The organism is uncultured Sunxiuqinia sp. (assembly GCF_947495665.1).
In the GTDB taxonomy this organism is placed as follows: domain Bacteria; phylum Bacteroidota; class Bacteroidia; order Bacteroidales; family Prolixibacteraceae; genus Sunxiuqinia; species Sunxiuqinia rutila.
In genome coordinates, this window is the sequence record NZ_CANLZV010000003.1 from 40,702 (window position 1) to 64,905 (window position 24,204).

A 24,204-nucleotide genomic window follows, 5' to 3' on the forward strand; every position below is an offset into this window, starting at 1 on the left:
AACAGAAAGGAGCTTGATTAGATCTTTAGCTGATCTTCCAGTATTTTCTTTAATTGGTTGAATTCATCTTCGTTAAAACCAGTTGAGCTGTAAATAATTTTTCCATCCCGATCGATCAGGTAATTTCTGGGAATGAATTGCTCGGCAAATTTTGCATAGACTTGTCTTTCCGGATCAGCAATAAAATCGAGTGAAAAGTCCTTTTCGACCTTAAATGCGGCCAGCTCTTCCTTGGAGTGCTCACGTCCAATCACTAAAAGCGTGAAATTGGGGTTGTCTTGGTATTTTTCAAAAATGTCTTGTTGAATGTGTGGAAGCTCCTTTAAACAGGGGCCGCACCAGGTGGCAAAAAAGGTAACCATAACCACTTGTCCTTTTAATTCGGACACTGACTTTTCCATTCCTTCAGCATTGGTATATGTGAATGCGGGAACTTGTTGGCCAACATGGACCAAGCTGGCCTTATCTTCCGGGCTTTGACAACCAGAAAAGAGGGTGAAAACAGTTAGCAAAAGACTGGCGAAAATGGGAGTCTTGTAATGGCGTGTCATAATAAAGATGTATTGAATGGACAATTGGTGCTAGGGTAAAATCATAAAAAACTTCCGGATTTTTACCCGGAAGTTTCAGCGGTGTGTATGTCGTTTTTAGTTACAGCGACTTTAGAAATGCATTCACGTTTTTCTCAATGCGATCGTTGATTGCTTCGGTTTCTGACTTAACAAAAGAATCTCCCGTGATGTTTTCAAACAATTCGATGTAGCGTTCAGAAACGGAGCTGACAAAAGCTTCATCCATTACAGGAATTTGTTGCCCGTCTTTTCCCTGGAAACCATTCTCAATCAGCCATTGGCGAACAAATTCTTTGGATAATTGCTTTTGATTTTCTCCTTTTTGAAGACGTTCTTCGTAGCCATCAGCATAGAAATAGCGGGAAGAGTCTGGGGTGTGAATCTCGTCAATCAGGAAGATTTTGCCATCTTTTTTTCCAAACTCATATTTGGTGTCGACCAGAATCAGTCCTTTTTCTGCTGCTATTTCGGTACCGCGCTGGAATAATTTACGGGTGTAGTCTTCCAGCATTTCATATTCTTCTTTGTTCACCAAACCTTGGGCAATAATGTCCTCGCGCGAAATATCCTCATCGTGGCCTTCGTCTGCTTTGGTTGTTGGTGTTAGGATCGGCTGGTCGAACTTCTGATTTTCAACCATCCCATCAGGCATCGGAACGCCACAGAGGGTGCGTTTGCCATCGCGGTATTCCCGCCAGGCATGGCCTGTCAGGTAGCCCCGGATCACCATTTCTACCTTGAAAGGCTCGCAGTGGTGGCCTACGGTTACATTGGGGTCCGGAGTCGCAATTTTCCAGTTTGGAACAATGTCGGCAGTTGCATCCAAGGATTTGGCTGCAATTTGGTTCAGCACTTGTCCTTTGTAAGGAATTCCTTCAGGCAATACCACATCAAAAGCTGAGATGCGATCAGAAACAACCATCACCAGGTATTCATCGTTGATGTTGTAAACATCGCGCACTTTGCCATGATAGACATTTTTTTGCTTCGGAAAGTTAAAATCAGTTCTTGTTAATGCTTTCGTCATTTTTGTCGTTTTTATCTTTTTTATATGCTTCTTTCTTTGCTAACTCTTTCTGGTAATATTGGTCGTAGGCATTGACAATGTCACGCACTAGTCGGTGACGAACAATGTCATTGGCATCAAACTGAACAAACGAAATGTCCTTGATGTTCTTCAAAATTTTCTTAGCCTGAACCAAGCCGGATTGGTGAACCGAAGGCAGGTCGATCTGCGTCTCGTCGCCGGTTATAATGAATTTGGCATTCATCCCCATTCGGGTTAAAAACATCTTCAGCTGATTGAGCGTTGTGTTTTGCGCCTCGTCCAGAATCACAAAGGCATCGCTCAGTGTACGTCCGCGCATAAAGGCCAGCGGGGCAATCTGGATGATGCCGTCTTTCATAAATTCTTCCAGCTTTTTGGCGGGTATCATGTCCTGCAAGGCATCGTAAAGCGGTTGCAGGTACGGATCAATTTTCTCCTTTAAATCTCCGGGCAGAAAGCCCAGACGTTCGCCGGCTTCAACGGCCGGCCGGCTTAAAATAATTCGTTTGATTTCCCGGTTTTTCAGTGCCCGAACAGCCAATGCAATGGCCGTATAGGTTTTGCCGGTACCGGCAGGGCCAATGGCAAAAATCAGGTCAGCGGTTTTGCTTTCTTCCACCAACACCCGTTGGTTAGGGGTTTTAGCACGAATGGGTTTCCCGTTGATGCCATGCAGCAGCACTTCTTTGGGATTTTCAAATTCAACCTCAAGCTGAGAGAAATCGTTGTTCATGACCTGATTAATGGTGTCCAGGCTTAAAACATTAAATTGGTGATAATGATCCATTAAAAGGTGAAACTTTTTTTCAAAAGCTTCGCTTTCGGTCTCATCGCCTTGTATGATTAACTGATTGCCTCGGCTGACAATGTTTAGTTTTGGAAAGTATGTTTTGATCAGGTCGATTTTGGTGTTGTTTACACCGTAAAACTCCAGAGGGTCAACTCCTTCGAGATATATTTGTTTTTCAAACATTAGAATTGTTTCAAGTCACTTACACTAACAGCAAAAATAGCAAAAATGTTGGTAGTTGCCGGAAAAATATGAGGGTGCATACGGTCATTTTTGGGAAGGTAGTTCCGGAGTTTGTGCAATCCGAATCAGTAAGTTTTCAATCAACCTGATGGCATTCTGCTGGCTGCCGGAAAAATTATTCAGGAAAATGGCAAACAGCATTTTTTGATTGTGATAACTGGTTAGCTCTCCGGCATAGCAACGCACCCGGGTCATACTGCCGCTCTTGGCCCGCAAGCTTTCTCCCGGGAAGTTGACCGGATTGAAGAAGTAAAGTGTTCCGTTGGGTACCGAAGGAAGCGTTTGAAAAAAATCTTGGCCATAGCTGCTGTTGGATTTCATCTCGTACAAGATGTTAACCAGTTGGTTGGTTGTTAAAGCATTGAAATGGGATAAGCCGCTGCCATCAGCCATGAAAAAGCCTTTGGTGTCGATACCTCTTTTTTCCCAGAAATCGGAAATCACGTCAATTCCTTTTTGCGTTGAACCTTCTCCATGAATTAAAAAGGCCAGGTATTTTAGCAAATGCTCCGAAAAGAGATTGACACTTTCGTGGTTGATTACCCGGATGATTTCCAGTAGCTCAGGGGAGCGGGTGATGGCAAGTGGTTGCAACTGACGATTGGCCTGCCGCTGGGCTTGGTTTTGAATGAACCCATTTAGGCTGATGTTGGCTTTTTTCATTCGGTCCAAAAGATCCCAGGCCAGCAAAAACGGGGGATTGGGGATAGCTGCTTTGATCTTGAAATCGGTTCTGCCTTTCGGAATGGTTCCCCGAATGATTTGTTGGTTCGACCGGGGGGCTCCGTAAACATAGGCCAGGTCGCGATTGCGGTTGGACGATAGCACCTTGTTTTGTAATTCCAGGCCCGGAATAAAAGGCGTGGTATAGTTTACCGAAGTTGGCTGTCCGGCTTGGTTGGGTGAGCTGAAATGAATGGTGTACAGGTTGTCGTAAACAGAAAGCGCATAGGTTCCGGCACCATAATAGTTCCCCAAGTCTTCCCAGATCCAGGTGTCAGGGATGGGCTGTTCTTCAAAAATAGTCGCGTCAGTAATGAGGTTGCCGGTGATGTGGGTAATGTTGGCTTTTTTTAACTGATCGACCCATTGATCCAGAAAGTGGTTTTGTAGGTAATGCTCCTTGAAATAGGCAGACCCTAAAGCCGGGTCGCCTCCACCCACAATGACCAGGTCGCCCCAAAGCGTGTCGTTTTTGATTTCGCCGGAATAGGCCAGGCGGGTTTCAAAACAAAAGTCGGGGCCGAGCATTTCAAGTGCGGTGGCTGTGGTTACCAACTTTAGGGTTGACCCTGGCACCAGGCTTAACTGGGGCGATGTTTGTGCCAGAATTTTACCGGTTTCAGAGTCTTTTAAATAAATGCCAACGCTGGCATGTTCTAAGTTTGGATTCTTCAGCCATAGGTCGATCTCATGCTTCAGTGAATTCTGAACTTCCTGCGATCTGCTAATCCCGCTAAGGCAGGTAATGAGCAAACTTATAAAAACGAACCTGATTGTGATCATGGATGTAGTTTGTAAATCAGTGACTTTGTTGGTGATAGTCGGTGCTGACTGTCAATTTGGGACGGAAGGTATTGATTTCGCCTGAATAAATAAAAAAATCGATCTCGAAAACCCGCTTGGTTACTTTTTCTTCAACTACAGCAATTGAATGCATGAATCAAGAGGACTTTTTAGGAGCCATTCCTGGTTCATTTTTGTAGAAACTTTCTACAGCGTAATGGGTAATCCACATGCTTGAATTTTCAATTAAGGCTTATGTATTTGTGTTTGGCATCCTTGTAGTGTTTTGTTTGTGAGTGTTTTGGGGTATTTTTGGTTTTCTGGCTTCTTTTTTTGGCACACTTATTCCTTATAAGAAGGTCATAGAAACAATTATAAATGTAAAATCCTTAAAAATTAGAAGCTATGAAAAAAGGAATGATAATTACAGCAGCCGTAGTGGTAATGGGAATGAGTATGCCAGCTGGCCTTATGGCCGCAAACGCACAACAGTTTGCAACAGTTGCACAGGAAGAGGTAACTTACGAAGAAATGGAAGTGGAAAACCTGCCTGAAGCAGTCACCAAGGCAATTTCGGATGGTTATGCCGATTATACGCTGGCTAAAGCTTATCAGGGATCTGATGGTAGTTACAAAGTAAAGTTAACCAAAGATGATGAAAAGGTTGCTGTTTTCTTCAATGCCAGTGGCGAGTTCCTGAAAATTGAAACGGTTGAAGACCCTATGGAATAAACGAAAAGTAAATCATCAATTCGATGAATGCTGGTCATTGTTGACCAATTTGAACCCTTATCAAGAAGAAGAAATTCTGATTGATAAGGGTTTTTTTATAAACCTTTTAGTCGGTGAATACTTATAACAGAGTAGACAATTAAGCGAGGAAAGACTCGTTTAAGCAAGATGAAAACGCATGATGAAAATTTATGGCAAGCATTCTTATAATAGATGATGATGTAACTTATGGTTTGATGCTGAAAACACTGTTGGAGAAGAATAACTATGAAGTAACAACGGTGGCCTCGCCTGTTGAGGTGAAGCAACTGATTCGGAACAACCGCTTCGATGTGGTGTTGACTGATCTGCGGATGCCGGATATCAGTGGGATGGAACTTATTCACCTGGTGAAAAAGCAAGCGCCTCAAACACAGATTGTAATGATGACCGGTTATGCCGACATTGCCACAGCCATTGAGTCCATCAAAAAGGGAGCATTTAGTTATATTCCCAAGCCTTTAAGTCCGGATGAACTGTTGAATGTCATCCGGGAAGCCCTGAGCGCTTCGGCTGAAACGAATACAGCGGAGGCGCCTGTTACTGCCAGAGGGCAGCTGGTTGATTATCGGGAAGGCGTAAGCAAACCGGCGCGGAAATTACAAGAACATATTGAATTGGTGGCTCCTACGCCCATGTCAGTGCTTATTGTTGGGGAGAGCGGAACCGGTAAAGAATATGTTGCCAAGTTGATTCATGCCAAAAGTAAGCGTGCCCACAAACCTTTTGTAGCCGTTGATTGTGGAGCCATTCCCAAGGAGTTGGTGGCCAGTGAGTTTTTCGGTCATGTAAAAGGATCTTTCACCGGAGCAGTGGCCGATAAGGTGGGCTATTTCGAGGCGGCCAATGGGGGCACTTTGTTTCTGGATGAAGTGGGCAACCTCAGCTACAACACCCAGATTCAGTTGTTACGCGTTTTGCAGGAGCGGCTGGTAAAGCCGGTAGGCAGCAACAAGGAAACGGCAGTGGATGTGCGGGTAGTTGCAGCTACCAACGAACAGCTTACAGAGGCGCAGCAAAAGGGCGATTTTCGCGAAGATTTATACCATCGGCTCAATGAATTTCAAATTAGCGTTCCTCCGCTGCGCGAACGACAGGAGGATATTTTGTACTTTGCTCATCATTTTTTGGAACAGTCGAATCAGTATTTAAATAAAGATGTTCGGGGCTTTGAAAAAAGTCTGGAGACGGTATTGTTAAATTACTCCTGGCCTGGCAACCTGCGCGAGATGAAGAATATTGTAAAACGTGCGACACTTTTAGCCAAGGGAGACTGGATTACCTGGAATGAAATTCCAACGGAGCTATATGCTGATGCTGAAAGAAGTCAATTTGCTTTGCGCAATGAGCACGATGAAAATCAACTTATTTTGAAGGCCTTGAAAGCCACTAACTACAACAAAAGTCAGGCGGCCCGTTTGCTGCAAATTGACCGAAAGACTTTGTACAATAAGTTGAAAGAGCATAAGATAATCTTGCCTGAGCGTAAATAAGCCAATCGCTGCTAGTCTTCTAAGGATTGCTCTGCTACAAGTGTGCTGAGAAGGGCTTCAATTTGAACGATGGCATTCCGGCTCAGGCTTTCCCGTTCCAAACGTGTCAATCGGCCTTCTTCCAGCTGACTTAAAAGAGTAACCACTTCACGGGCTTCCAGCTGTTTAAACAGAGGCAGCATTTTATGAGCCAGCTCGGTCAGCGCTTGTTCATCGCATTGTTGCAAATGTTGCCTGAAAAGTTCCAGGTTTTGCCGGCTTGATTGCACCAGAGAGTTCAAAATCAAGCGCAAGCTTTCTGCGTCGCTGTCAGCAAAAGCCTTGATCTTTTCAAGGGTGTAATTGGGCTTTTGATTTTCCATGCTATTCGTTCGTGTTGTCATAATTCCTGCTGTCTTTTTTTACGTTTGGTTAAAACGTGTTCGTGATGATAACAAGTTGCGTGAACTGATTGTTAATTCGGGCGCTTTTTCAGCTTATTTTATGCTCTTTGAAGTAACTTGTTTGACGCCTCACGTATAATTTGAAGAGCACAGATCTGCCACTTTTTATTGGGTCATTTCAGCGTCGGGACGATAATGTTTTTGGTTTGTTTTTTCTTCAGTGACAGCTGAATCGACTGAATGTACTGTCCAGGATGAGTGAGACAGGATCAATTAGCGTTATTCCAAAAACTTCGATTATGAAAGGTAAGGCCAGTTTATTAAAAGTATATATATCAGAATTCGATAAAATAGGAGCAGTTCCTTTGTATGAAGAAATTGTTACTGAGGCGCGTAACCGTGGGTTAGGAGGAGCAACTGTGCACCGGGGAATTCTTTCCTTTGGTGCGAGTCACTCCATTCATTCTATGAAAATGTTTGCTTTGTCAAGTCATCTGCCCGTTGTTGTTGAAGTGGTTGATACAGATGATACTATCAAAGAGTTTGCCGATCGGGTTGTTGAGTTGATTGAACAATCCAAAAGGGGAGCCTTGGTTATCATTCAGCCGGTTGATGTTGTGCACTACAAGCCAGGAGAAAAGTATAACCAGTTTAAGACCTTTTAACTGTTTGTTATTTCGGTTATTCTGTTGCTTTTTAGGCGACCAGATGAGGCTTTTTATACTTTTTCGGTCATATGATCAGAGTTCGTTTTTGTTAAAACCACAGTAGAATGGGAAACGAGGCAGTGTTGAGCTGATTTTACTGGTTAAATTTAGGTTATCCATAGTAGGTAGACCTCTTAATTCTCGGTCGGATTTTGTACCTTTGCCAAGGTTTTTTTAAGGTTTCTAAAAATCAGAAATTTAAGATAATTACTAAGTTTAATTCAAAACCATAAATCATGTTAATTAATAACGTCGTTGGTAGAGAAATTTTAGATTCTCGTGGTAATCCTACAGTAGAAGTTGAAATCACGCTGGAGTGCGGAGCTATTGGTTTAGCTGCTGTTCCTTCTGGTGCTTCAACCGGTGAAAACGAAGCTCTTGAGTTGCGTGATGGCGATAAAGGCCGTTACCTTGGAAAAGGAGTGTTAAAAGCGGTTGAAAATGTGAACAACGCGATTGCCAAAGAAATTATTGGTATGGACGCTTCAAACCAAGTTGCTATTGACAGCAAATTGTTGGAATTGGACGGTACCAAAACCAAATCAAAATTAGGCGCTAACGCGATGTTGGGTGTTTCTTTAGCTGTTGCCAAAGCTGCTGCTAATGCACTTGATTTACCGTTATATCGTTACATCGGTGGAACCAATGCGAAAACATTGCCTGTTCCTATGATGAACATTATCAATGGCGGATCTCACTCTGATGCTCCGATCGCTTTCCAGGAATTCATGATTCGTCCTATTGGTGCTCCTTCCTTCCGTGAAGGTTTACGCATGGGTGCTGAAGTATTCCACAGCCTGAAAAAAGTATTGCACAAGCGTAACCTGAGCACTGCAGTAGGTGACGAAGGTGGTTTTGCTCCTGCTTTGGACGGAACTGAAGACGCTTTGAACTCAATCATTGAAGCAATCAAAAACGCTGGTTATAAGCCAGGTCGTGCTGAAGACGGTGGTGATGTATCTATCGCTTTGGACTGTGCTGCTTCTGAGTTCTACAGCAACGGAGTTTACGATTACAGCAAATTCGAAGGCGAAGGCGGTGCAAAACGTAACTCAAAAGAACAAGCTGCTTATTTGGCTGAATTGGTTGCTAAATTCCCTATCGATTCAATCGAAGACGGAATGGACGAAGGCGACTGGGATGGTTGGGTTGCTTTGAACGCTGAAATCGGCGACAAATGTCAATTGGTTGGTGACGACTTGTTCGTAACTAACGTTGAATACTTGCAAAAAGGTATCGAGTTGGGAGCTGCTAACTCAATCCTGATCAAAGTAAACCAAATTGGTACTTTGACTGAAACATTGGATGCAATCGAAATGGCACACCGTGCTGGTTATACTTCTGTAACTTCTCACCGTTCAGGTGAAACAGAAGATTCAACTATCGCTGACATCGCTGTTGCAACAAATTCAGGTCAGATCAAAACTGGTTCATTGAGCCGTTCAGACCGTATGGCAAAATACAACCAACTGCTTCGTATTGAAGAGCAATTGGGTGATGCTGCTATCTACGGATACAAAAAAATCTACAAGAAGTAATTTTTACGACTGAATAGTATGGAAGCCACTTTCTGAAAAGAGAGTGGCTTTTTTTATTGTGTAAAATGATTGTCCGTACGAATCTTTTGGCACTGCCAATTGATGCCGTTGAGGGGCTTACTTCAATGTATGATTATTGAATGAAAGCCTAGTTGACAGCGGGTTTTACTCGTACTTTTCGGGAGCTTTTCAGTTTAGGGTGGTGGATTTCCGGATTGAATAAGGTCAGTGTCAAACAAAAACGGCTGCCATTGCCCGGACTGCTTTGTACTTTGATTTCACCGTTCAGAGCTATGGTAAATTCCTTACAAACGGTTAAGCCCAAACCCGAACTTTTCTCGCCCTCAGTTCCCGGCGTAATCTTTGCCCGGTCAACCTGAAACAGGATAGGAAGTTTTTCAGGAGGGATGCCAATCCCGGAATCCTGGATGCAAAGCTCAGCAACGCGATCGCCGGAACAGTAGCTTAACCGGATTGTGCCTTCTTTAGGAGTGAATTTAACGGCGTTGTTGATCAGGTTGCGGCAGATGGTTCTCAGCATATTTCGGTCAGCCCAAACCTGCACATCTTCCACGTCTTCGCAAACTAAACGAATGGCTTTTGTTTGCGCAATTGGCAGGTACAGGTCAAAGCATTCTTCAACAATTTCCTGTAAACTAACCTTCTCAAAGAACGGGCTTAAGCCCTCCGACTGGCTTTTTGCCCAGTTTAGCAGGTTGTCGGTTAACTCTAAAACCTGATCATTTTTTTGCTCCATCATTTGAGCAACGGTTTCCAGATCGTCGTAACGTTTGTCTTCCAGGTAGAAACCAATGAGTTTGGCAACATTGGCAATGGATACCAACGGGCTGCGTAAATCATGGGCAATAATTCCAAACAGCTTATTTTGCGTATCAATCGATTTTTGCAATTTTTCATTCTGATCCGAGATCTGATTGTTCTGTTTCAGAATGCGTTTACCTTGCACTTGTAAAAGCCGGTTTACCTTGCGGTAGTAATAATAGAAGTAAATGAAAATAGCCAGGATGCCCGAAACTAAGAAAATGACAATGAACAGGTAGTTTCGCTGGGCGCGTTGAATGTATAGTTCATCTTCCTTCAGCTGATTGTCCTGCTCAAGCAAGGTGATTTGGGTATTCTTTTTCTCGGTTTCGTATTGCTTTTCAAGTTCCAGGATTTTTTCGGTGGTTTCAAGTTGATAGATGGTGTCGTTGAGCTGGCGGAAAAGATCCATGTAGTTAAGGGCCTTATCTAGATCCTCAACCGATTGGGTTTCGTACCCACGCCCCCAATAGTTGAGGTAAAGGTTTTTATAATTACCCAGGATCGATTTTTTGTGATCGATTGCTTTGGCGATTTCCAGCGCTTTTAAAAAATAAACTTCAGCCTTGGAGTATTGATCCTGATCTACCTGGATTGCTCCCAACACCCGGTAACAACGTTCAATTTGCGTTTGATCTCCAATCGTCATATAAGCTTCCAACGACTGATTGATGTAGTCTTCAGCTTGCTGATAGCGCTTTTGCCGGTAATACAAGGCCCCCAGGTTATAGGTAATTGATGCCAGATTGGCTGGGTGGTCAGCTTTTTTAATTTCCTGGTACGCTTTGCTGTAAAGTGCTTCGGTTTTGTCATATTTCCGTTGTACCGCATACACATTGCCTTGATTCATGAAAAGGCTGAAGCGCTGAAGAGGAGTTAACTGGAAAAAATAGTTTTCTTCCAACTGGCTGAAATAACTTAAAGCCACATCATAATTCTTCATTTTCCGATGAACCATACCCAAGTTATTTAAAATACTAAAGCGAAGGTCAATGGCATCGGTGCTCGTTAATAGTTTTTGGGCAGCAATCAAATGCTCAATGGCAAGCTTAAAGTTGTAATCATCCTGAAAATTACTGGCTAGCTGAATGTGTGTTTCAATTTCTGCAATCCGGTTAACCTGTTGTTGGGTTTGGCCTAATAGCTGATTCAGGATGGTATAAGCGGTATCTTTTTTCCCAGCCTGGTAATAGGCTTTGCCCTGGATCAGTTGGGTTTCCCAAATTCCCTGCTGATAATCGATTGTTGTTGCTTTTTGGAAAATCTCCTGCCCTAAGAGTAGCGCGCTGTCCAGGTTGCGATTGGTCAGTTCATCAAGTTGTTGCAGTAAATGGTTGATCTCAGTTGTGTCAGCCTGCTTTATTCCGGGAACTTGAGCGTAAGTGTCCGTCAAGCCCAGAAAGAGTAGTAAGGATAGAAAGCATTGCTTTGGCATGATCACCAAGGATTAGAGAAATATTACATAAGCACAGTGAAAGTTACAAAAAAGGCTTGGTATTATAACGATTGTTTAGAAAAAGGTAACCCGAAATTTGTCAGGTTACCTTTATCGGGTTGGTTCTGGAATTATTCTGATGAATCAATAAAGTCAATATCGGTTTCTTCGTCTGGTGGAGGGCCCATTAGACCTTTGGCAACAACTTGCCGGCCCAGGCACTTGATGGTTTGGTACTTGCTTGCAGTTTCCAGCGGAATGCTGACTGACGTGGAGAAAATAGGAGTCTCCGGTCCATTCATGAGTTGGGTGGTTGTCGATAATTCGATGATGACACCCCAGTAGGCTTTTTCACCCTTTTTGACTTCCTGCTGTGTGATCGAGGAAATGGTTTGTGTTTTACCGGCTGTCAGAACCACATCCAGCACGTAGTCCTCTGCGGTTTTGCTTAAGCTTAAGTAAGGTTTGTAGCTTTTCATAAATTCAATTTTTGGAATTTTTCAGTAGTGAAGTTAAAAAATAATCTGCTTATTTTCTATAAGCCTCTATAAATCTTTTCATTAAATGAAACAAACAGGCTTTTCTTCAATTTGTTTCTTTCAATGAAAAATAAAATTTGAAAAGCTGTATAGACTGGTTAGCTTACGGATGTAAGCTTTAGATTAAAAATTGACTTTGTGAGGAGCAAAAAGGAGGGGCTATAAGAAAAAGAAGAGCCCCGAACTTTGTAATAGAACGGTGCTCAACCTTATGTTTGGTGTAGATTTATTTTACATCAGCAGCACAACGAAATCCGGTATTGAAAAGCGATGTTTCGTGTGAGTTGAATGACCGTCCGGAAACGGTAAAACTCGCTTCGCCATTTTGGTCAAAAAAGAAAGAGCCGCCACGGATTACTTTCACATTTTCATCTTTGCGGAAAGGCATGCTGTTTCCCGGATAGAGCTGATACGTGTCGGCACACCAGTTCCAAACATTGCCGCCCATATCGGTCAGGCCGGCTTCGTTTTTGCCAAAGGCACCAACGGGCGAAGTCAACCGGTAACCATCTTCATTGCTATTGTGGTTTACCTCGTCACCTTGCCAAACATTGGCTTTGTACTGTCCGTTTTTAACGAGCTGGTCGCCCCAGCTGAAACGTTGCTGGTTGTTCTTGCCGCTACGGGCAGCCACTTCCCATTCGGCCTCGGTGGGCAGTCGTTTGCCGGCCCATGAGGCGTAGGCTTTCGCATCGTTCCAGCTCACATGCGTTACCGGGTGGTTATTGGTAGCTTTATCATGATCCGGCCCCAAAGGATATTCCCAGTTGGTGCCTTTTTTCAACTCCCATTGATTGGTTGTGAAGTTAAATACGCCGGAATCACCAAACTTTTCAGCTTCTGTTTTATAACCAGTAGCCTCAATAAATTGTCGGAACTGCGCCACGGTTACGGGTGATTGGTCGATATAGAAGGCATTGAGGTCAATAGCATGCACCGGTTGTTCATTGGGCAAGCCCTTATCGCTGCCAATAAAATAGCTTCCGGCAGGAAATTGCACCATGTTGGTGAAATCGGGAGTTGCCTGTTCGGCAACTTGGGCAAGTTCTTGTTTTGGAGACTCAGGGGCTTGGTTCGTTGCTTGTTTCGAGTTGGTTGAGGAATTACTGCAGGAGGCGATCAGGCATCCGGTAATGGCGATGGTTGCTAATTGAATTTGCATGTTGAGCTTGTAAAAATTGAGCCTAAAATTGCTGAATTCTATTGGTTATTCAAAATAAAAAAACGGCTGATTGGAGCACTTATGCAGGTGAATCGAGTTGGCGTTTTGACGAAGAAAAGATTGTTTACTTGTCGAATAAATTTTCGTATACCAAAAAGTTGTTGTTCTTTTAGTATTGTAAAACCTTAAAAACCAAAGATCATGAAACGGAAAGCATTTCTATTGACAGCTATTCTTTTGGTCGCGATATCCGGCTGTGTGATTGTTTCATTCTACCCCTTATATACTGAAGATGATTTATTTCCCAATGATTTGTTGCTTGGAGAGTGGATGGATTCGGACTCTGCGGTGTGGGCTTTTGAGTTTAATTACAACGGAGAGCATGTGCCTGAAAACCTCGACAGTACAGCTTATATTTTACGCATTAAGGATGAGGGAGAGGAGGGTTTTTCCAAAGAATCCTTCCTGGTTCACCTGATTAAGCTTGAAGACCACTATTTCCTGAATTTTAAACTGGATGATTATTTTGGGAAAGATCCTGATTTTTTCGATATGCATCTGGTGTCTGTCAACAGTTTTGCCCGCTTGAAGCTGACAGACAAGGGGGCTCAAATCAATTGGTTTGATTTGGAATGGCTGGAAGATTTGATTGAGCAGGACCCAAGCTCAATTGCACATGAAAACAATGGCGATCGTATTCTGTTGACCGCCAAAACACCAGAACTTCAAAGGTTTGTTCTAAAATATGCCAATTCGGGAGCTGCTTTTGAAAATAGCCTGTCTGCAACATTGACCCGGATTGAGAAGTGATCAGCCCATTGGCTGAATCACCCCGGCATTCCGGGCTTTACAGTTCAAACCATTCTTCGGCTTTCAGATGATAGTCTTTTTCATCTTTATGGCGGAAGGTGTTGGTGCGGGGAACAGGCTCATAATTTTCGCAGTAGCTGCTGCTGTTAGTAATGATGTCTTTCAAGGCTTCAATAAATAAATTGACTTCCGCATTGGTCATTGTCGGATGGAGCGACCAACGCACCCAGCCGGGCTTCTCGGACATGTCGCCCAAGTTGATTTGTTCGGTAATTTCAGAAGAACGCTCGGCCGTTACTTCCAATAAGAAATGGCCGTAGGTGCCTGCACAAGCACAGCCGCCACGCACCTGAATGCCATATTGATCGTTGAGCAGCTGAACTAACAGGTTGTAATGAATTCCGGGCACATAAAATGAAATGACCCCCAACCGGTCACGATCCTGATCGGCCAGAATTTTGACTTCCGGAATGCTGTCCAGCCCTTCGAAAGCAAGTTGCAACAACTCTTCCTCGCGGGCGCGGATGTTATCCATACCCATTTGATCTTTTAGTTGAAAGCAGAGAGCGGTCTTAATGGATTGTAAAAAACCCGGTGTCCCACCATCTTCACGAGCTTCAATATTGTCCACATACTTGTATTTTCCCCAAGGGTTGGTCCAGTCTACCGTTCCGCCTCCGGGGTGGTCGGGTACGGTGTTGTGATACATCGATTTGTCGAATACCAGAACGCCGGAAGAGCCGGGACCCCCTAAGAATTTGTGCGGCGAAAACAGAATGGCATCCAACTTCATCATCGGGTCTTCGGGATGCATGTCTATCTCGTCATACGGGGCCGAAGCAGCAAAGTCAATGAAGGCTACGCCCCCAAATTCATGCATAATTTTAGCCAGTTCGTAGTAGGGCGTACGAATTCCTGTTACGTTGGAACATGCCGTAAATGAGCCGATTTTAAACGGCCGGTCTTTATATTCTTCCAGTTTCTTGCGCAAATTTTCCGGTTTTACCAGCAGGTTTTCATCCGGCTCAATAATGACCACGTCAGCAATGGTTTCGTACCAGCTGGTGTGGTTCGAATGGTGCTCCATGTGCGTAATAAAAACCACTGGCTTTTCGCGTTCGTGGATACACTTTTTCCCCGATATTTTACCGCAGACCTTCAACCCTAGAATACGCTGAAACTTATTAATAACTGTAGTCATTCCGAAGCCGGCGGTAATGATGACATCATTGGGCCCGGCATTGACATGTTTTTTTATGATCTGATGAGACAACTGATAGGCCTTGGTCATTAAGGCACCAGTTTCGCTGGTTTCGGTATGGGTGTTGGCTACAAACGGGCCAAATTGTTCCTGAAGCTTCTGTTCAATGGGACGGTACAAACGTCCGCTGGCAATCCAGTCGGCATAAAGTATTTTTTGGGTTCCAAACGGGCTTGTAAATGATTGGTCAATTCCAATGATGTTTTCCCGAAATGTGCTAAAATAGTTTTCCAGTTGACTCATCTTTCTTTTATATTCTACCACGGCAAAATAAGGTGTTTCAACTGACATATGAACAGAAAAAAGTCATTTTTTTTCATTCAAAAAAGCAGGTGGGGGAAAACGATGGTGACAATTCGTCATTTTTTGGAAGTGGCACAGGCTTTGAAAATATGCAGCCGTAAAATTCGATGTTAAACTAAAAAAATAAATAGCGATGCAAAAAGGTAAAATTGGCGTTTCAAGTGACAATTTATTCCCGATCATCAAAAAGTTTTTATACTCAGATCACGATATTTTTCTTCGTGAAATTGTGTCAAATGCTGTTGATGCGACTCAAAAATTAAAAACATTGGCTGGCCGTGGCGAAACAAAAGCTTCAGTAGAAGATGCAAAAGTGCGGGTTTCGTTGGACGAAGAGAAAAAGACCATCACCGTTTCGGACAACGGGATTGGAATGACAGCCGATGAAATTGAAAAATACATCAACCAGATTGCTTTCTCGGGAGCCAATGAATTCCTTGAAAAATACGAGAACGATGCGAATGCGATTATTGGACATTTCGGATTGGGTTTCTATTCTTCTTTCATGGTTTCGGACAAGGTGGAAATTGTCACTAAGTCGCACCAGGAAGGAGCTACTGCCGTAAAATGGTCATGCGATGGAAGTCCGGAATACAGCATTGAAGAGGCTGATCGTGATGGTGTGGGAACGGACATTATCATGTATGTGAATGAAGATTCCAAAGAATTCCTAAATAAGGAGAGGATTTCTGAAATTCTGAATAGATATTGTAAGTTTTTGCCGGTGCCAGTAGTGTTCGGAAAACAAACCGAATGGAAAGATGGCCAACAAGTGGAAACGGAAGAAGACAATCAGATCAATGAAACAAACCCAGCCTGGACCAAAGCTCCGGTTGATTTGAAAGAGGAAGATTATGCTTCGTTTTACCGCAAGCTTTACCCCATGGGCGATGATCCGTTGTTTAACATTCACCTGAATGTGGATTATCCATTCAACCTGACCGGAATTTTGTATTTCCCAAAATTGAAAAACAGCATCGAGGTTCAGAAGAATAAGATTCAACTGTACTCGAACCAGGTTTTTGTAACCGATTCGGTAGAAGGAATTGTACCCGAATTCCTGACCTTGCTGCATGGGGTGATTGACTCGCCGGATATTCCGTTGAACGTATCTCGTTCGTATTTGCAGAGCGATTCAAATGTGAAAAAGATTAGCAGCCACATCACTAAAAAAGTGGCCGATCGTTTGAACCAGTTGTTTAAAGACAACCGGGAAGATTTTGAGAAGAAATGGGATGACCTGAAGATTTTTATCGAATACGGAATGCTGACCGATGAAAAATTTGCTGAACGGGCGATGAACTTCTTCCTGTTTAAAAATACCGATGGAAAGTATTTCACTTTTGAAGAATATGAAAATCTGATTAAGGAAAACCAAACCAACAAGGACAACAACCTGGTTTACTTATATACCAGCAATATGGACGAGCAGTACACCTTTGTTCAAACGGCTAAAGATAAAGGATACGATGTGTTGGTGATGGATAATGTGCTGGCAACTCCGCTGCTGAATAAGTTTGAGCAGCAATACTCCGACAAGCGCTTTGTACGGGTTGACTCGGATGTGGTTGAAAACCTGATTCAGAAAGAAGAAGAAACAGAAAGCCTGAGCTGGGAAGAGAAAGAAGAGCTAAGTCCGATTTTCCAGGCCGTGTGTCCCGAAACGAATGGTGTAAACTACATTGTTGACTTTAAAAACATGGGGGAGAAGGGCCAGCCAATTGTGATTACCCGCAATGAATTCATGCGACGCATGAAAGACATGGGACAACTACAGGGTGGTATGAGCATGTATGGCGATTTGCCCGACAGCCTGAACCTGGTGGTTAACACGGCTCATCCGTTGGTGCAAAAAGTGTTGGAGGCCAAAGAAAACAAGATGGGCGAGGAGTTTATCACCATCAAAGATGAACTGGCCGGTAAAAAGCAAGAACGTCAGGAGTTGGAAAAAGCGAAAGAAGGAAAGAAAGAGGAAGAAGTTCCGGCAGCTGACAAAGAAAAACTGGAAGACCTTAGCAAAACGATTGCGGAACTGGAGCAGCAAAAGCGGGCAAAATTGACAGACTTCGGTAAACAGAATAAGCTGACCAAACAGTTGGTTGATTTGGCTTTGCTGGCTAACGGCATGCTGAAAGGCGAAGCGTTGGATCAGTTTGTGCGCCGTAGCGTTGAGCTGATCAAGTAGACCAGAATTCAAATAAAATTACTGAAGTACGAAAAAGAGCGATGGGGCTTTAGCCCGGTTGCTCTTTTTTTGTTTTCAAAGGATTTGGCGAGCATTGCAGAATGCAGCAAAACAAAAACGCCCCCTTTGGTTGAAGGAGGCGCTAAAGTTATTTTTTGTCTTACTACTTAATCGGAACCTGGCGTTTGAATTCCATCTCCAATGAAATAAATGTTTCAGTTCGAGCAATGCCGTCAACCTCTTGCAATTCCTCATCGATAATGCGTTTGAGGTGGTTGTTGGTTTTGGTTTGTATTTTCACAAAAATAGCATACGAACCAGTGGTGTAGTGACATTCAACAATCTCCGGAATCTTTTTCAGGGCTTCAACCACTTGGGTGTGGTATTTGGCCTTATCAAGGAAAAGTCCCATGTAAGCGCAAGTGTTATACCCTAATTTAGAGGGATTAACAATAAATTCACTTCCTGAAACCACCCCCAAATTCAACAAGCGTTGCACACGTTGGTGAATAGCTGCACCCGAAACGCCACATTCGCGGGCTACCTCCAGGAAAGGAATTCGGGCATTTTTAGTTATTAACCGAAGGATTTTCTCATCCAACTCGTCAATTTGCGGTAGCGGAACTGTAGTATGATCTTGATTCATTCTTAATATTTTTTCAACTTCGAAACTAAAAGCTAAAGATATAAAAAATCAACTATAATTAATTAACCGTATTTTATTGCAGGTCATTTGTTATGATTCGTAAGTAAATGCGAAAAGATGGTTATAAAATAGTTGTTTTAGATCTTGTCGGCGAAAATAGTTTATTTTTTTTAAATAGCGCCTTTCGGATCATTGAAAAATCACACCCTTACGCGTTCTTTTGAATGGGCGTAATTGCTTGATTTAAAAGGTCGGTAATGTCGTTACCACTTGGACTTTGGAATATCCGCAGTCCGAATTCCGGTAAAATGGCCAGTACATGATCCATGATATCGGCTTGGATCTCTTCATATTTTGCCCATTCCTGATCTTTACTGAAGACATAAAATTCCAAAGGCAATCCCTTTTCAGAGGGTTGCAGGTGACGAACCAAAAACGTCATATCCTGATGAATTTTAGGATGCTGACGCAAATAGTTTTCCAGGTAATGACGAAAAATACCCAGGTTGGTTTGTCGCCGCCCATTGTAAACGTCACCTTCTTCAATATTTAATTTCTTGTTGTGTTCCTTAATTTCTTTTTCGCGCTGCTGCAGATAATCTTTTAGCAGGTAGAAACGATTTAGCTTATCCAGTAGGGCCTGATCGCAAAAACGTACGCTTCGCATATCCAAATTAACCGAGCGTTTAATGCGACGTCCGCCGGATTCTTCCATTCCCACCCAGTTGTTAAACGATTCGGACACCAAAGCGTAGGTTGGAATGGTGGTAATGGTTTTGTCCCAGTTTTGCACTTTTACCGTGTTTAGGCTGATGTCAATAACGGTACCATCGGCGTTGTGGCTGGGCATGGCAATCCAGTCGCCTGGCTTAAGCATCTTGTTGGCCGATAGTTGAATACTGGCAACCAGACTTAAGATGGTATCTTTAAAAACCAAGAGTAAGACCGCCGCAATGGCACCCAAACCTCCAATCAGGAAAAGGGGTGATTTCCCGATTAGAATAGAAATCACAAAAATAATGGAGATGCAAATGATTAGAATCTGAAGCAGCTGGATGTATCCTTTGATGGGGCGGTTAGCAGCGTAGGGGGTGGTTTGGTAAATATCGTTGGCGGCATTAGCGAACCTTACGGCAAACAGGGTAAAGATGCCGATAAAATAGATTCGGGAAAGGCCGAGCAGGAAACTACTGATAAATTCACTGTCCGAGAAATCGTGGGTGTAATACAGCAAAAATGCCGATGAAAGGTGCGCCAATGCACTAAAAACTTTGCGTTTAACAAGGAAGTCATCCCATTGTGTTTTTGTTTTCGAAACAAACTGATGAACCACCTTGGCCAGAATGCGACGTGTGAGCCAATGGGCGGCACGTGCTACCAGAAATAAAACGATAAGACAGGAAAATATGGCAATTGAATTTGCGGCGCCATCAGGAACATTCATATCCCGAAGCAAGGTTTTGAAAAATGTCAAGAGGTAGTTCATATGATAAAGATCAAAGGAATTTGTAGAATTGTGATTATTTTTAGGAGTTAAAATTAATGATTTTGTTATGATTATAAAATGGAGATTACTCAGTTTTGTACTTGTGATTCTTCCTCAGTTTTTATTGGCCCGGGGCGATTTCTCAGAATACTTCATAAACAAGACTTTACGGATTGATTATTTGTTGGGAGGCACTGATCAAACGGCTGAAGTCGTTATCAAACAACTCAAAAAGGAACCTTATTATGGAGGTTCACATGTGAATTTAGTGGAGGCGAACACCAAGGGGACTTACCGTTACCAGCTGGTTGATGTGGCCACGGATGAGGTGATTTTCTCCAGAGGATTTTGTCCCATCTTTCAGGAGTGGCAGGCCACTGAGGAAGCCAAAAAGCAAAAAGGAAGCTTTTACCAGGTGGCTGTTTGTCCGTTTCCTAAAAAGATCTGTCGGTTTATTATTGAACAACGGAATTGGGAAGGGGTGTTTGAACCTGTTTTCAAGACCGAAATTGATCCGGACAATTATTTCATTTTGGATGAGCAGGTTCCTGATTATGAAGTGGAGAACTTGTTAGAAAATGGAAACCCCAAAACGAAGGTTGATGTGGTGATTTTGCCGGAGGGTTATACCGCCGATGAAATGGATAAGTTTTTAACCGATGCCCGTCGTATGCTCAAGGCCTTGTTTGAAACGCAGCCTTTCAAACGTCATCAGAAGGATTTTAACTGGTATGCCGTGAAAGTTCCTTCCGTCGAGGCCGGAACCGATATTCCCGGAGAATACATCTATAAGAACACAGCTTTTAATTCGCATTTTTATACCTTCGACACGCCCCGCTATCTGACGACCCAGGATATGCTCTCTATTCATGATGCGGCCTCTGTTGTGCCCTACGACCATATCTATTTATTGGTGAATACCGATCGGTATGGTGGTGGCGGCTTTTACAATTTTCTTTCAATTACTTCGGTTGATGATCCGCTGGCGGAAAAGGTGTTTATCCATGAGTTTGGGCATGGTTTTGCCGGACTGGCCGATGAGTATTACACTTCGGGAGTGGCCTACAGCGACTATTACAACCTGGAGGTTGAACCTTGGGAAGCCAACATTACCACCTTGGTTAATTTCCAGTCGAAGTGGGCCGAGCTGATTGATGACGCAACGCCCCAGCCAACGCCCCGTATCGCCAAATATGATGATGTGGTTGGTTTATTTGAAGGCGGTGGCTACAGCGAAAAAGGAATTTACAGTCCGGTCATGGATTGCCGCATGAAGAGTAACGGCCCCAAGGGCTTTTGCCCGGTCTGCCAGCAAGCCATTGAACAAGTAATTGACTGGCATTGCAAATAATCGTTAAAATAAAGCCCTTCCGGGAAAATCGGAAGGGCTTTATTGGGTGCCTTACTCAGGCTGCTTGAGTATGCTGGCCGGAAGGCTTGGGTGCCTTACCCACGATGCTTGGTCGCACTGGTCAGGATGCTTGGGCACACTAGCCAAGGAGTATGGGAGCCTTGCTCAGACGCTTTGGGTACACTGCTCAATCAATCGGACCAGCGGTGGAATTCAAAAAGGAAACCACTTCTTTGCTGCTGGTGTTATTCTTTTGTTTTTTGGGCTTGCATCCAGTAGCCGGCTACCAATCCCAGTCCTCCAAACAGGAAGATCATGGAGACATAAGCCGTGCCCTCTTCAAGCGAGGTGACATTATCCAAAATATTTCCGAACAATACTCCCAGAGCTACACCAATAAATAACAAGCCAGTTTTCAGTGTCAGAAAATTGGACACTTTGCCTGCTCCCTTAAAAATTGTAGGGTCAGTTCCCTTTTCAATCATCGCCATCCGTTCTTTGTTGCGGGTTGTCAGAAAGACGTACACCATGGCAAAGATAAAAGCGAAAAAACTTACGGGTATTACAATTGCTTCGTTCATAACTTTATGTTTTAATTGTTTCTTTTCATTTTTGTCGACCTTATGACGCAGCTTTTGGGAGTGGGTTACAAGCCTTTTACTTTTTTTTAGATCAATTTAATTTCAAGGGGCTTGCTTTTGGGGTGTTGGAGGATTGATTTTTGCTTTTCCCATACTTTGCTTTTCGCTTAAGCAATTTTTGAGCGTATAACTTTTTTCCCGCAGGAAATAGCAGCCTGATTGAAGTATGCCTGAAATCAATCAAAATTTTCGTATTTTTTGTAACCGAAGGTCAAATCACTCGTCAAAAATGTAGCATGAACCTAAAGGATGATCATTATTACATTGAGCAGGTGAGGGGAGGCAACAGTTCTGCCTTTTCGTATTTGGTTGAAAAGTACCGGGATATGGTCTATGGCTTAGCGTTGAAAATGCTGAAAAACACAGAAGATGCAGAAGAGCTGGCGCAAGATACTTTTGTTAAGGCCTTTCAGTCCATCGGAACGTACAAGGGAAATTCGAAGTTTTCGACCTGGCTTTACCGGATTACCTACAATGGGGCGATCACGATTCTGCGAAAGCGTAAAGTCGAAATCCATTCCCTGGATGAGCAGCAACTGTCGGATCAGGATGAAATGAGTATCCATAGCCGGCTGCATGAAATTGACAAGGAAGAATTGGGCCGAAGTTTGAAAAAGGCTTTGGAAACCTTGCCCGAGGACGACCAGGTGCTGATCACCTTGTTTTATTACGAAGAACAACGGGTGGAAGACATCGTGCAGATTACAGGATTGAGTGAGAGCAATGTGAAGGTGAAAATATACCGGGCACGAAAGAAAATGTATAGCTTTTTGAAAGAAAACCTGGAAGAAGCTGTTTTTAATGAATTGTAAGGAGACATTGTAAACGGAAGAGAAAGGACACGATATGGGAAAGACAGATGCTAATTTCAAGGAATTGATGAAGGCTTACCAGCCGGAGAAAGCACCAGGCAACTTTACGCTTGAGGTGATGAACCGGATTTATGCTGAATCCAGCCAAATTTCGGAATATAAACCTGTTCTGAATAAATGGTTTTTACGTGTGTTTTATTTGCTGATTGGCAGCTATGTGCTGCTTGCTATGTTTAGCACGGGAGCAGAGCCGGCTGCATCGGGCAAAAGCAAATTCTTTGGATGGCTGCCCCAGCTTGACTGGTCGGGCGCTGCTGAAGCCGGTGAAAAAGTAACCGGTGTTTTGGGGGGCTTACCACAGTATATAGTTGTGATTTTCTTGTCGGCTACCTTTTTATTGTTGCTCGATCAATGGATTTTGAAACGCAAAAAAGCGGATTGAGTTAAGGCTTTGGTTCAAAAATGATAGGCATACTCATGCTCACGCGAACCACTTCATCGCCATTTTTCCCGGGTACCCAAGGGGGCATATTCAACAGCAGTCTCCGCACTTCCTCTTCATAATTTGGGCAGTTTTCCAGTCCTTGTCGTATTTTAACCTGGCTGATGGTGCTGTCCTTTTCAACCACAAAATATACCAGCACTTTCCCCTGACACGTAGGAGCCGGGAGCCGTAAGCTGTCTTGGACATACCGCATAAAGCTTTCGTTAAGTGATAAACCCCCTTTGTAATGAAAGGAAGGAAGCTCACTGGCAATAAACCAAATTTGCTCTTCCTGCTTCTGAGATGATGCTGAGTAGGATACCAACAACAGCAGCAGTAGCGAAACGAGTTGCCTTATAGTGTCCGTAAACGAGCAGGGGTAAGGTGTTGCTTTCATTGGTTCGATGTTTTTGCGATTGTTGTCGAAAAGCGAACTAATTTCGACTGCGTGTTTTTGCTTTTGCTTTCGGCTTTTCTTTTTTTCGAACATAAATTAGTTTGAGTTGCCCTTTGGTGTTTTCCCGCTGGTCAATTTCGAAGTCCGGAATCGATTTAATGAGCGGAGTTAACTTCTGGAATCCATAGTTTCGAGAGTCGAAGTTGGGTTGTTTTTTTTGAATCAGGTTGCCCACATCCCCCAGGAAAGCCCAGCCATCATCATCTGCCAAGTCCGAAATGGACGAGGCAATCAGGCGAATGACCTTAGGCGTTATTTTGTCCAGATTACTTTTCGGAGGAGCCTTACTTTTCGTTACTTCTGATTCGTCTTCCTCTGGTTCGTTTTTCAGAATTTCAATGTAGATGAACTTATCACAAGCCACAATGAAGGGGTCGGGAGTCTTCTTCTCGCCAATGCCAAATACTTTCATACCGGCTTCGCGCAGGCGCGTAGCCAGCCGGGTAAAATCGCTGTCGCTCGATACCAGGCAAAACCCATTCACTTTTTCCGAATAAAGAATATCCATGGCATCGATAATCATGGCCGAGTCGGTGGCATTTTTTCCTGTAGTGTATCCGTATTGCTGAATGGGAGTGATGGCGTTTTCAAGCAGGAGGTTTTTCCAGCGCGACAGGTTGGGCTTGGTCCAGTCCCCATAAATCCGCTTGATGGTGGGGTTGCCATACTTGGCGATCTCTTCCATCATTTCCTTTACATAGGCCGATGGGATATTGTCGCCATCGATTAACACCGCTAATTTTAGGTCCATTGTTGAAA

General features: G+C 43.4%; 24 protein-coding genes. 9 read left to right on the forward strand and 15 right to left on the reverse strand.

Translation table 11 applies throughout. From position 1 onward, the window contains the following. Positions 1–17: 17 nt before the first annotated feature. The 5 genes from Q1A18_RS05335 to Q1A18_RS05355 all read right to left on the reverse strand — a co-directional run bounded on the left by Q1A18_RS05335 (position 18) and on the right by Q1A18_RS05355 (position 4,313). Entirely contained in the window at positions 18–551 is a 534-nt protein-coding gene (locus tag Q1A18_RS05335) for a TlpA disulfide reductase family protein (RefSeq protein WP_299577893.1), read from the reverse strand. Between the two features lie 100 nt (positions 552–651). Next, complete coding sequence (locus tag Q1A18_RS05340) at positions 652–1,599, reverse strand: phosphoribosylaminoimidazolesuccinocarboxamide synthase (RefSeq protein ID WP_299577894.1); 948 nt, start codon at positions 1,597–1,599, stop codon at positions 652–654. Then, the gene (locus Q1A18_RS05345) at positions 1,574–2,593 is read right to left on the reverse strand and encodes a PhoH family protein (RefSeq protein WP_299577895.1); all 1,020 of its coding nucleotides are present in this window, start codon (positions 2,591–2,593) and stop codon (positions 1,574–1,576) included. Before Q1A18_RS05345 ends, Q1A18_RS05340 begins: the two co-directional genes overlap by 26 nt. An 84-nt stretch (positions 2,594–2,677) precedes the next feature. Further along, a complete protein-coding gene (gene dacB, locus Q1A18_RS05350; RefSeq protein WP_299577896.1) occupies positions 2,678–4,159 on the reverse strand; it encodes a D-alanyl-D-alanine carboxypeptidase/D-alanyl-D-alanine-endopeptidase in 1,482 nt (493 codons plus the stop codon). Positions 4,160–4,175: 16 nt separating this feature from the next. Next, positions 4,176–4,313 (reverse strand): hypothetical protein, encoded by a 138-nt coding sequence (locus Q1A18_RS05355; protein ID WP_299577897.1) that lies wholly within the window; start codon positions 4,311–4,313, stop codon positions 4,176–4,178. A gap of 251 nt (positions 4,314–4,564) precedes the next feature. On the opposite strand from Q1A18_RS05355, the gene Q1A18_RS05360 reads away from it, so the two are divergent. Together Q1A18_RS05360 and Q1A18_RS05365 are read left to right on the forward strand one after the other, a co-directional pair. After that, a complete protein-coding gene (locus tag Q1A18_RS05360) occupies positions 4,565–4,891 on the forward strand; it encodes a hypothetical protein (RefSeq protein WP_299577898.1) in 327 nt (108 codons plus the stop codon). A gap of 191 nt (positions 4,892–5,082) precedes the next feature. Continuing rightward, a complete protein-coding gene (locus Q1A18_RS05365; protein ID WP_299577899.1) occupies positions 5,083–6,423 on the forward strand; it encodes a sigma-54 dependent transcriptional regulator in 1,341 nt (446 codons plus the stop codon). Positions 6,424–6,434: 11 nt separating this feature from the next. On the opposite strand, the gene Q1A18_RS05370 is transcribed toward Q1A18_RS05365, so the two are convergent. After that, positions 6,435–6,806 carry a hypothetical protein gene (locus tag Q1A18_RS05370; RefSeq protein WP_299577900.1) on the reverse strand — a complete coding sequence of 124 codons (372 nt, stop codon included), beginning with the start codon at positions 6,804–6,806 and terminating at the stop codon, positions 6,435–6,437. 299 nt (positions 6,807–7,105) lie between these two features. On the opposite strand from Q1A18_RS05370, the gene Q1A18_RS05375 reads away from it, so the two are divergent. Beyond that, the gene (locus Q1A18_RS05375; RefSeq protein ID WP_299577901.1) at positions 7,106–7,471 is read left to right on the forward strand and encodes a DUF190 domain-containing protein; all 366 of its coding nucleotides are present in this window, start codon (positions 7,106–7,108) and stop codon (positions 7,469–7,471) included. Between the two features lie 278 nt (positions 7,472–7,749). Continuing rightward, complete coding sequence (gene eno, locus Q1A18_RS05380) at positions 7,750–9,051, forward strand: phosphopyruvate hydratase (protein WP_363322880.1); 1,302 nt, start codon at positions 7,750–7,752, stop codon at positions 9,049–9,051. A 148-nt stretch (positions 9,052–9,199) separates the two neighbouring features. Here the strand turns inward: eno and Q1A18_RS05385 are convergent, their stop codons facing one another. The 3 genes from Q1A18_RS05385 to Q1A18_RS05395 form a co-directional block, all read right to left on the reverse strand. Further along, entirely contained in the window at positions 9,200–11,308 is a 2,109-nt protein-coding gene (locus Q1A18_RS05385; protein WP_299577902.1) for a tetratricopeptide repeat-containing sensor histidine kinase, read from the reverse strand. 131 nt (positions 11,309–11,439) lie between these two features. Further along, positions 11,440–11,787 (reverse strand): hypothetical protein, encoded by a 348-nt coding sequence (locus Q1A18_RS05390; protein WP_299577903.1) that lies wholly within the window; start codon positions 11,785–11,787, stop codon positions 11,440–11,442. 286 nt (positions 11,788–12,073) lie between these two features. Beyond that, positions 12,074–13,009 carry a formylglycine-generating enzyme family protein gene (locus Q1A18_RS05395; protein WP_299577904.1) on the reverse strand — a complete coding sequence of 312 codons (936 nt, stop codon included), beginning with the start codon at positions 13,007–13,009 and terminating at the stop codon, positions 12,074–12,076. A 201-nt stretch (positions 13,010–13,210) separates the two neighbouring features. On the opposite strand from Q1A18_RS05395, the gene Q1A18_RS05400 reads away from it, so the two are divergent. Beyond that, entirely contained in the window at positions 13,211–13,819 is a 609-nt protein-coding gene (locus tag Q1A18_RS05400) for a hypothetical protein (RefSeq protein ID WP_299577905.1), read from the forward strand. A 37-nt stretch (positions 13,820–13,856) separates the two neighbouring features. On the opposite strand, the gene Q1A18_RS05405 is transcribed toward Q1A18_RS05400, so the two are convergent. Continuing rightward, positions 13,857–15,323: an aminotransferase class V-fold PLP-dependent enzyme gene (locus tag Q1A18_RS05405; protein ID WP_299577906.1), complete on the reverse strand. Its 1,467-nt coding sequence runs from the start codon at positions 15,321–15,323 to the stop codon at positions 13,857–13,859. Between the two features lie 193 nt (positions 15,324–15,516). On the opposite strand from Q1A18_RS05405, the gene htpG reads away from it, so the two are divergent. Then, on the forward strand, positions 15,517–17,568 hold the full coding sequence (gene htpG, locus Q1A18_RS05410; RefSeq protein ID WP_299577907.1) for a molecular chaperone HtpG: 2,052 nt from the start codon (positions 15,517–15,519) through the stop codon (positions 17,566–17,568). Between the two features lie 163 nt (positions 17,569–17,731). Here the strand turns inward: htpG and Q1A18_RS05415 are convergent, their stop codons facing one another. After that, positions 17,732–18,214 carry an Lrp/AsnC ligand binding domain-containing protein gene (locus Q1A18_RS05415; RefSeq protein WP_299577908.1) on the reverse strand — a complete coding sequence of 161 codons (483 nt, stop codon included), beginning with the start codon at positions 18,212–18,214 and terminating at the stop codon, positions 17,732–17,734. A 208-nt stretch (positions 18,215–18,422) separates the two neighbouring features. Next, positions 18,423–19,700, reverse strand: coding sequence for a mechanosensitive ion channel domain-containing protein (locus Q1A18_RS05420; protein ID WP_299577909.1), 1,278 nt, complete (start codon positions 19,698–19,700; stop codon positions 18,423–18,425). Positions 19,701–19,767: 67 nt separating this feature from the next. Between Q1A18_RS05420 and Q1A18_RS05425 the strand changes: the two genes are divergently transcribed. Further along, positions 19,768–21,051, forward strand: a complete 1,284-nt coding sequence (locus tag Q1A18_RS05425) for a M64 family metallopeptidase (RefSeq protein ID WP_299577910.1) — start codon at positions 19,768–19,770, stop codon at positions 21,049–21,051. 245 nt (positions 21,052–21,296) lie between these two features. Here the strand turns inward: Q1A18_RS05425 and Q1A18_RS05430 are convergent, their stop codons facing one another. Continuing rightward, entirely contained in the window at positions 21,297–21,632 is a 336-nt protein-coding gene (locus Q1A18_RS05430) for a DUF6249 domain-containing protein (protein ID WP_299577911.1), read from the reverse strand. 296 nt (positions 21,633–21,928) lie between these two features. Between Q1A18_RS05430 and Q1A18_RS05435 the strand changes: the two genes are divergently transcribed. Both Q1A18_RS05435 and Q1A18_RS05440 read left to right on the forward strand, forming a co-directional pair. Then, on the forward strand, positions 21,929–22,504 hold the full coding sequence (locus Q1A18_RS05435) for an RNA polymerase sigma factor (protein ID WP_299577912.1): 576 nt from the start codon (positions 21,929–21,931) through the stop codon (positions 22,502–22,504). Positions 22,505–22,538: 34 nt separating this feature from the next. Beyond that, positions 22,539–22,946: a hypothetical protein gene (locus Q1A18_RS05440; protein ID WP_299577913.1), complete on the forward strand. Its 408-nt coding sequence runs from the start codon at positions 22,539–22,541 to the stop codon at positions 22,944–22,946. A 1-nt stretch (position 22,947) separates the two neighbouring features. On the opposite strand, the gene Q1A18_RS05445 is transcribed toward Q1A18_RS05440, so the two are convergent. Continuing rightward, complete coding sequence (locus Q1A18_RS05445) at positions 22,948–23,385, reverse strand: hypothetical protein (protein WP_299577914.1); 438 nt, start codon at positions 23,383–23,385, stop codon at positions 22,948–22,950. A gap of 37 nt (positions 23,386–23,422) precedes the next feature. After that, entirely contained in the window at positions 23,423–24,196 is a 774-nt protein-coding gene (locus Q1A18_RS05450; protein ID WP_299577915.1) for an NYN domain-containing protein, read from the reverse strand. Between the last annotated feature and the right edge of the window lie 8 nt (positions 24,197–24,204).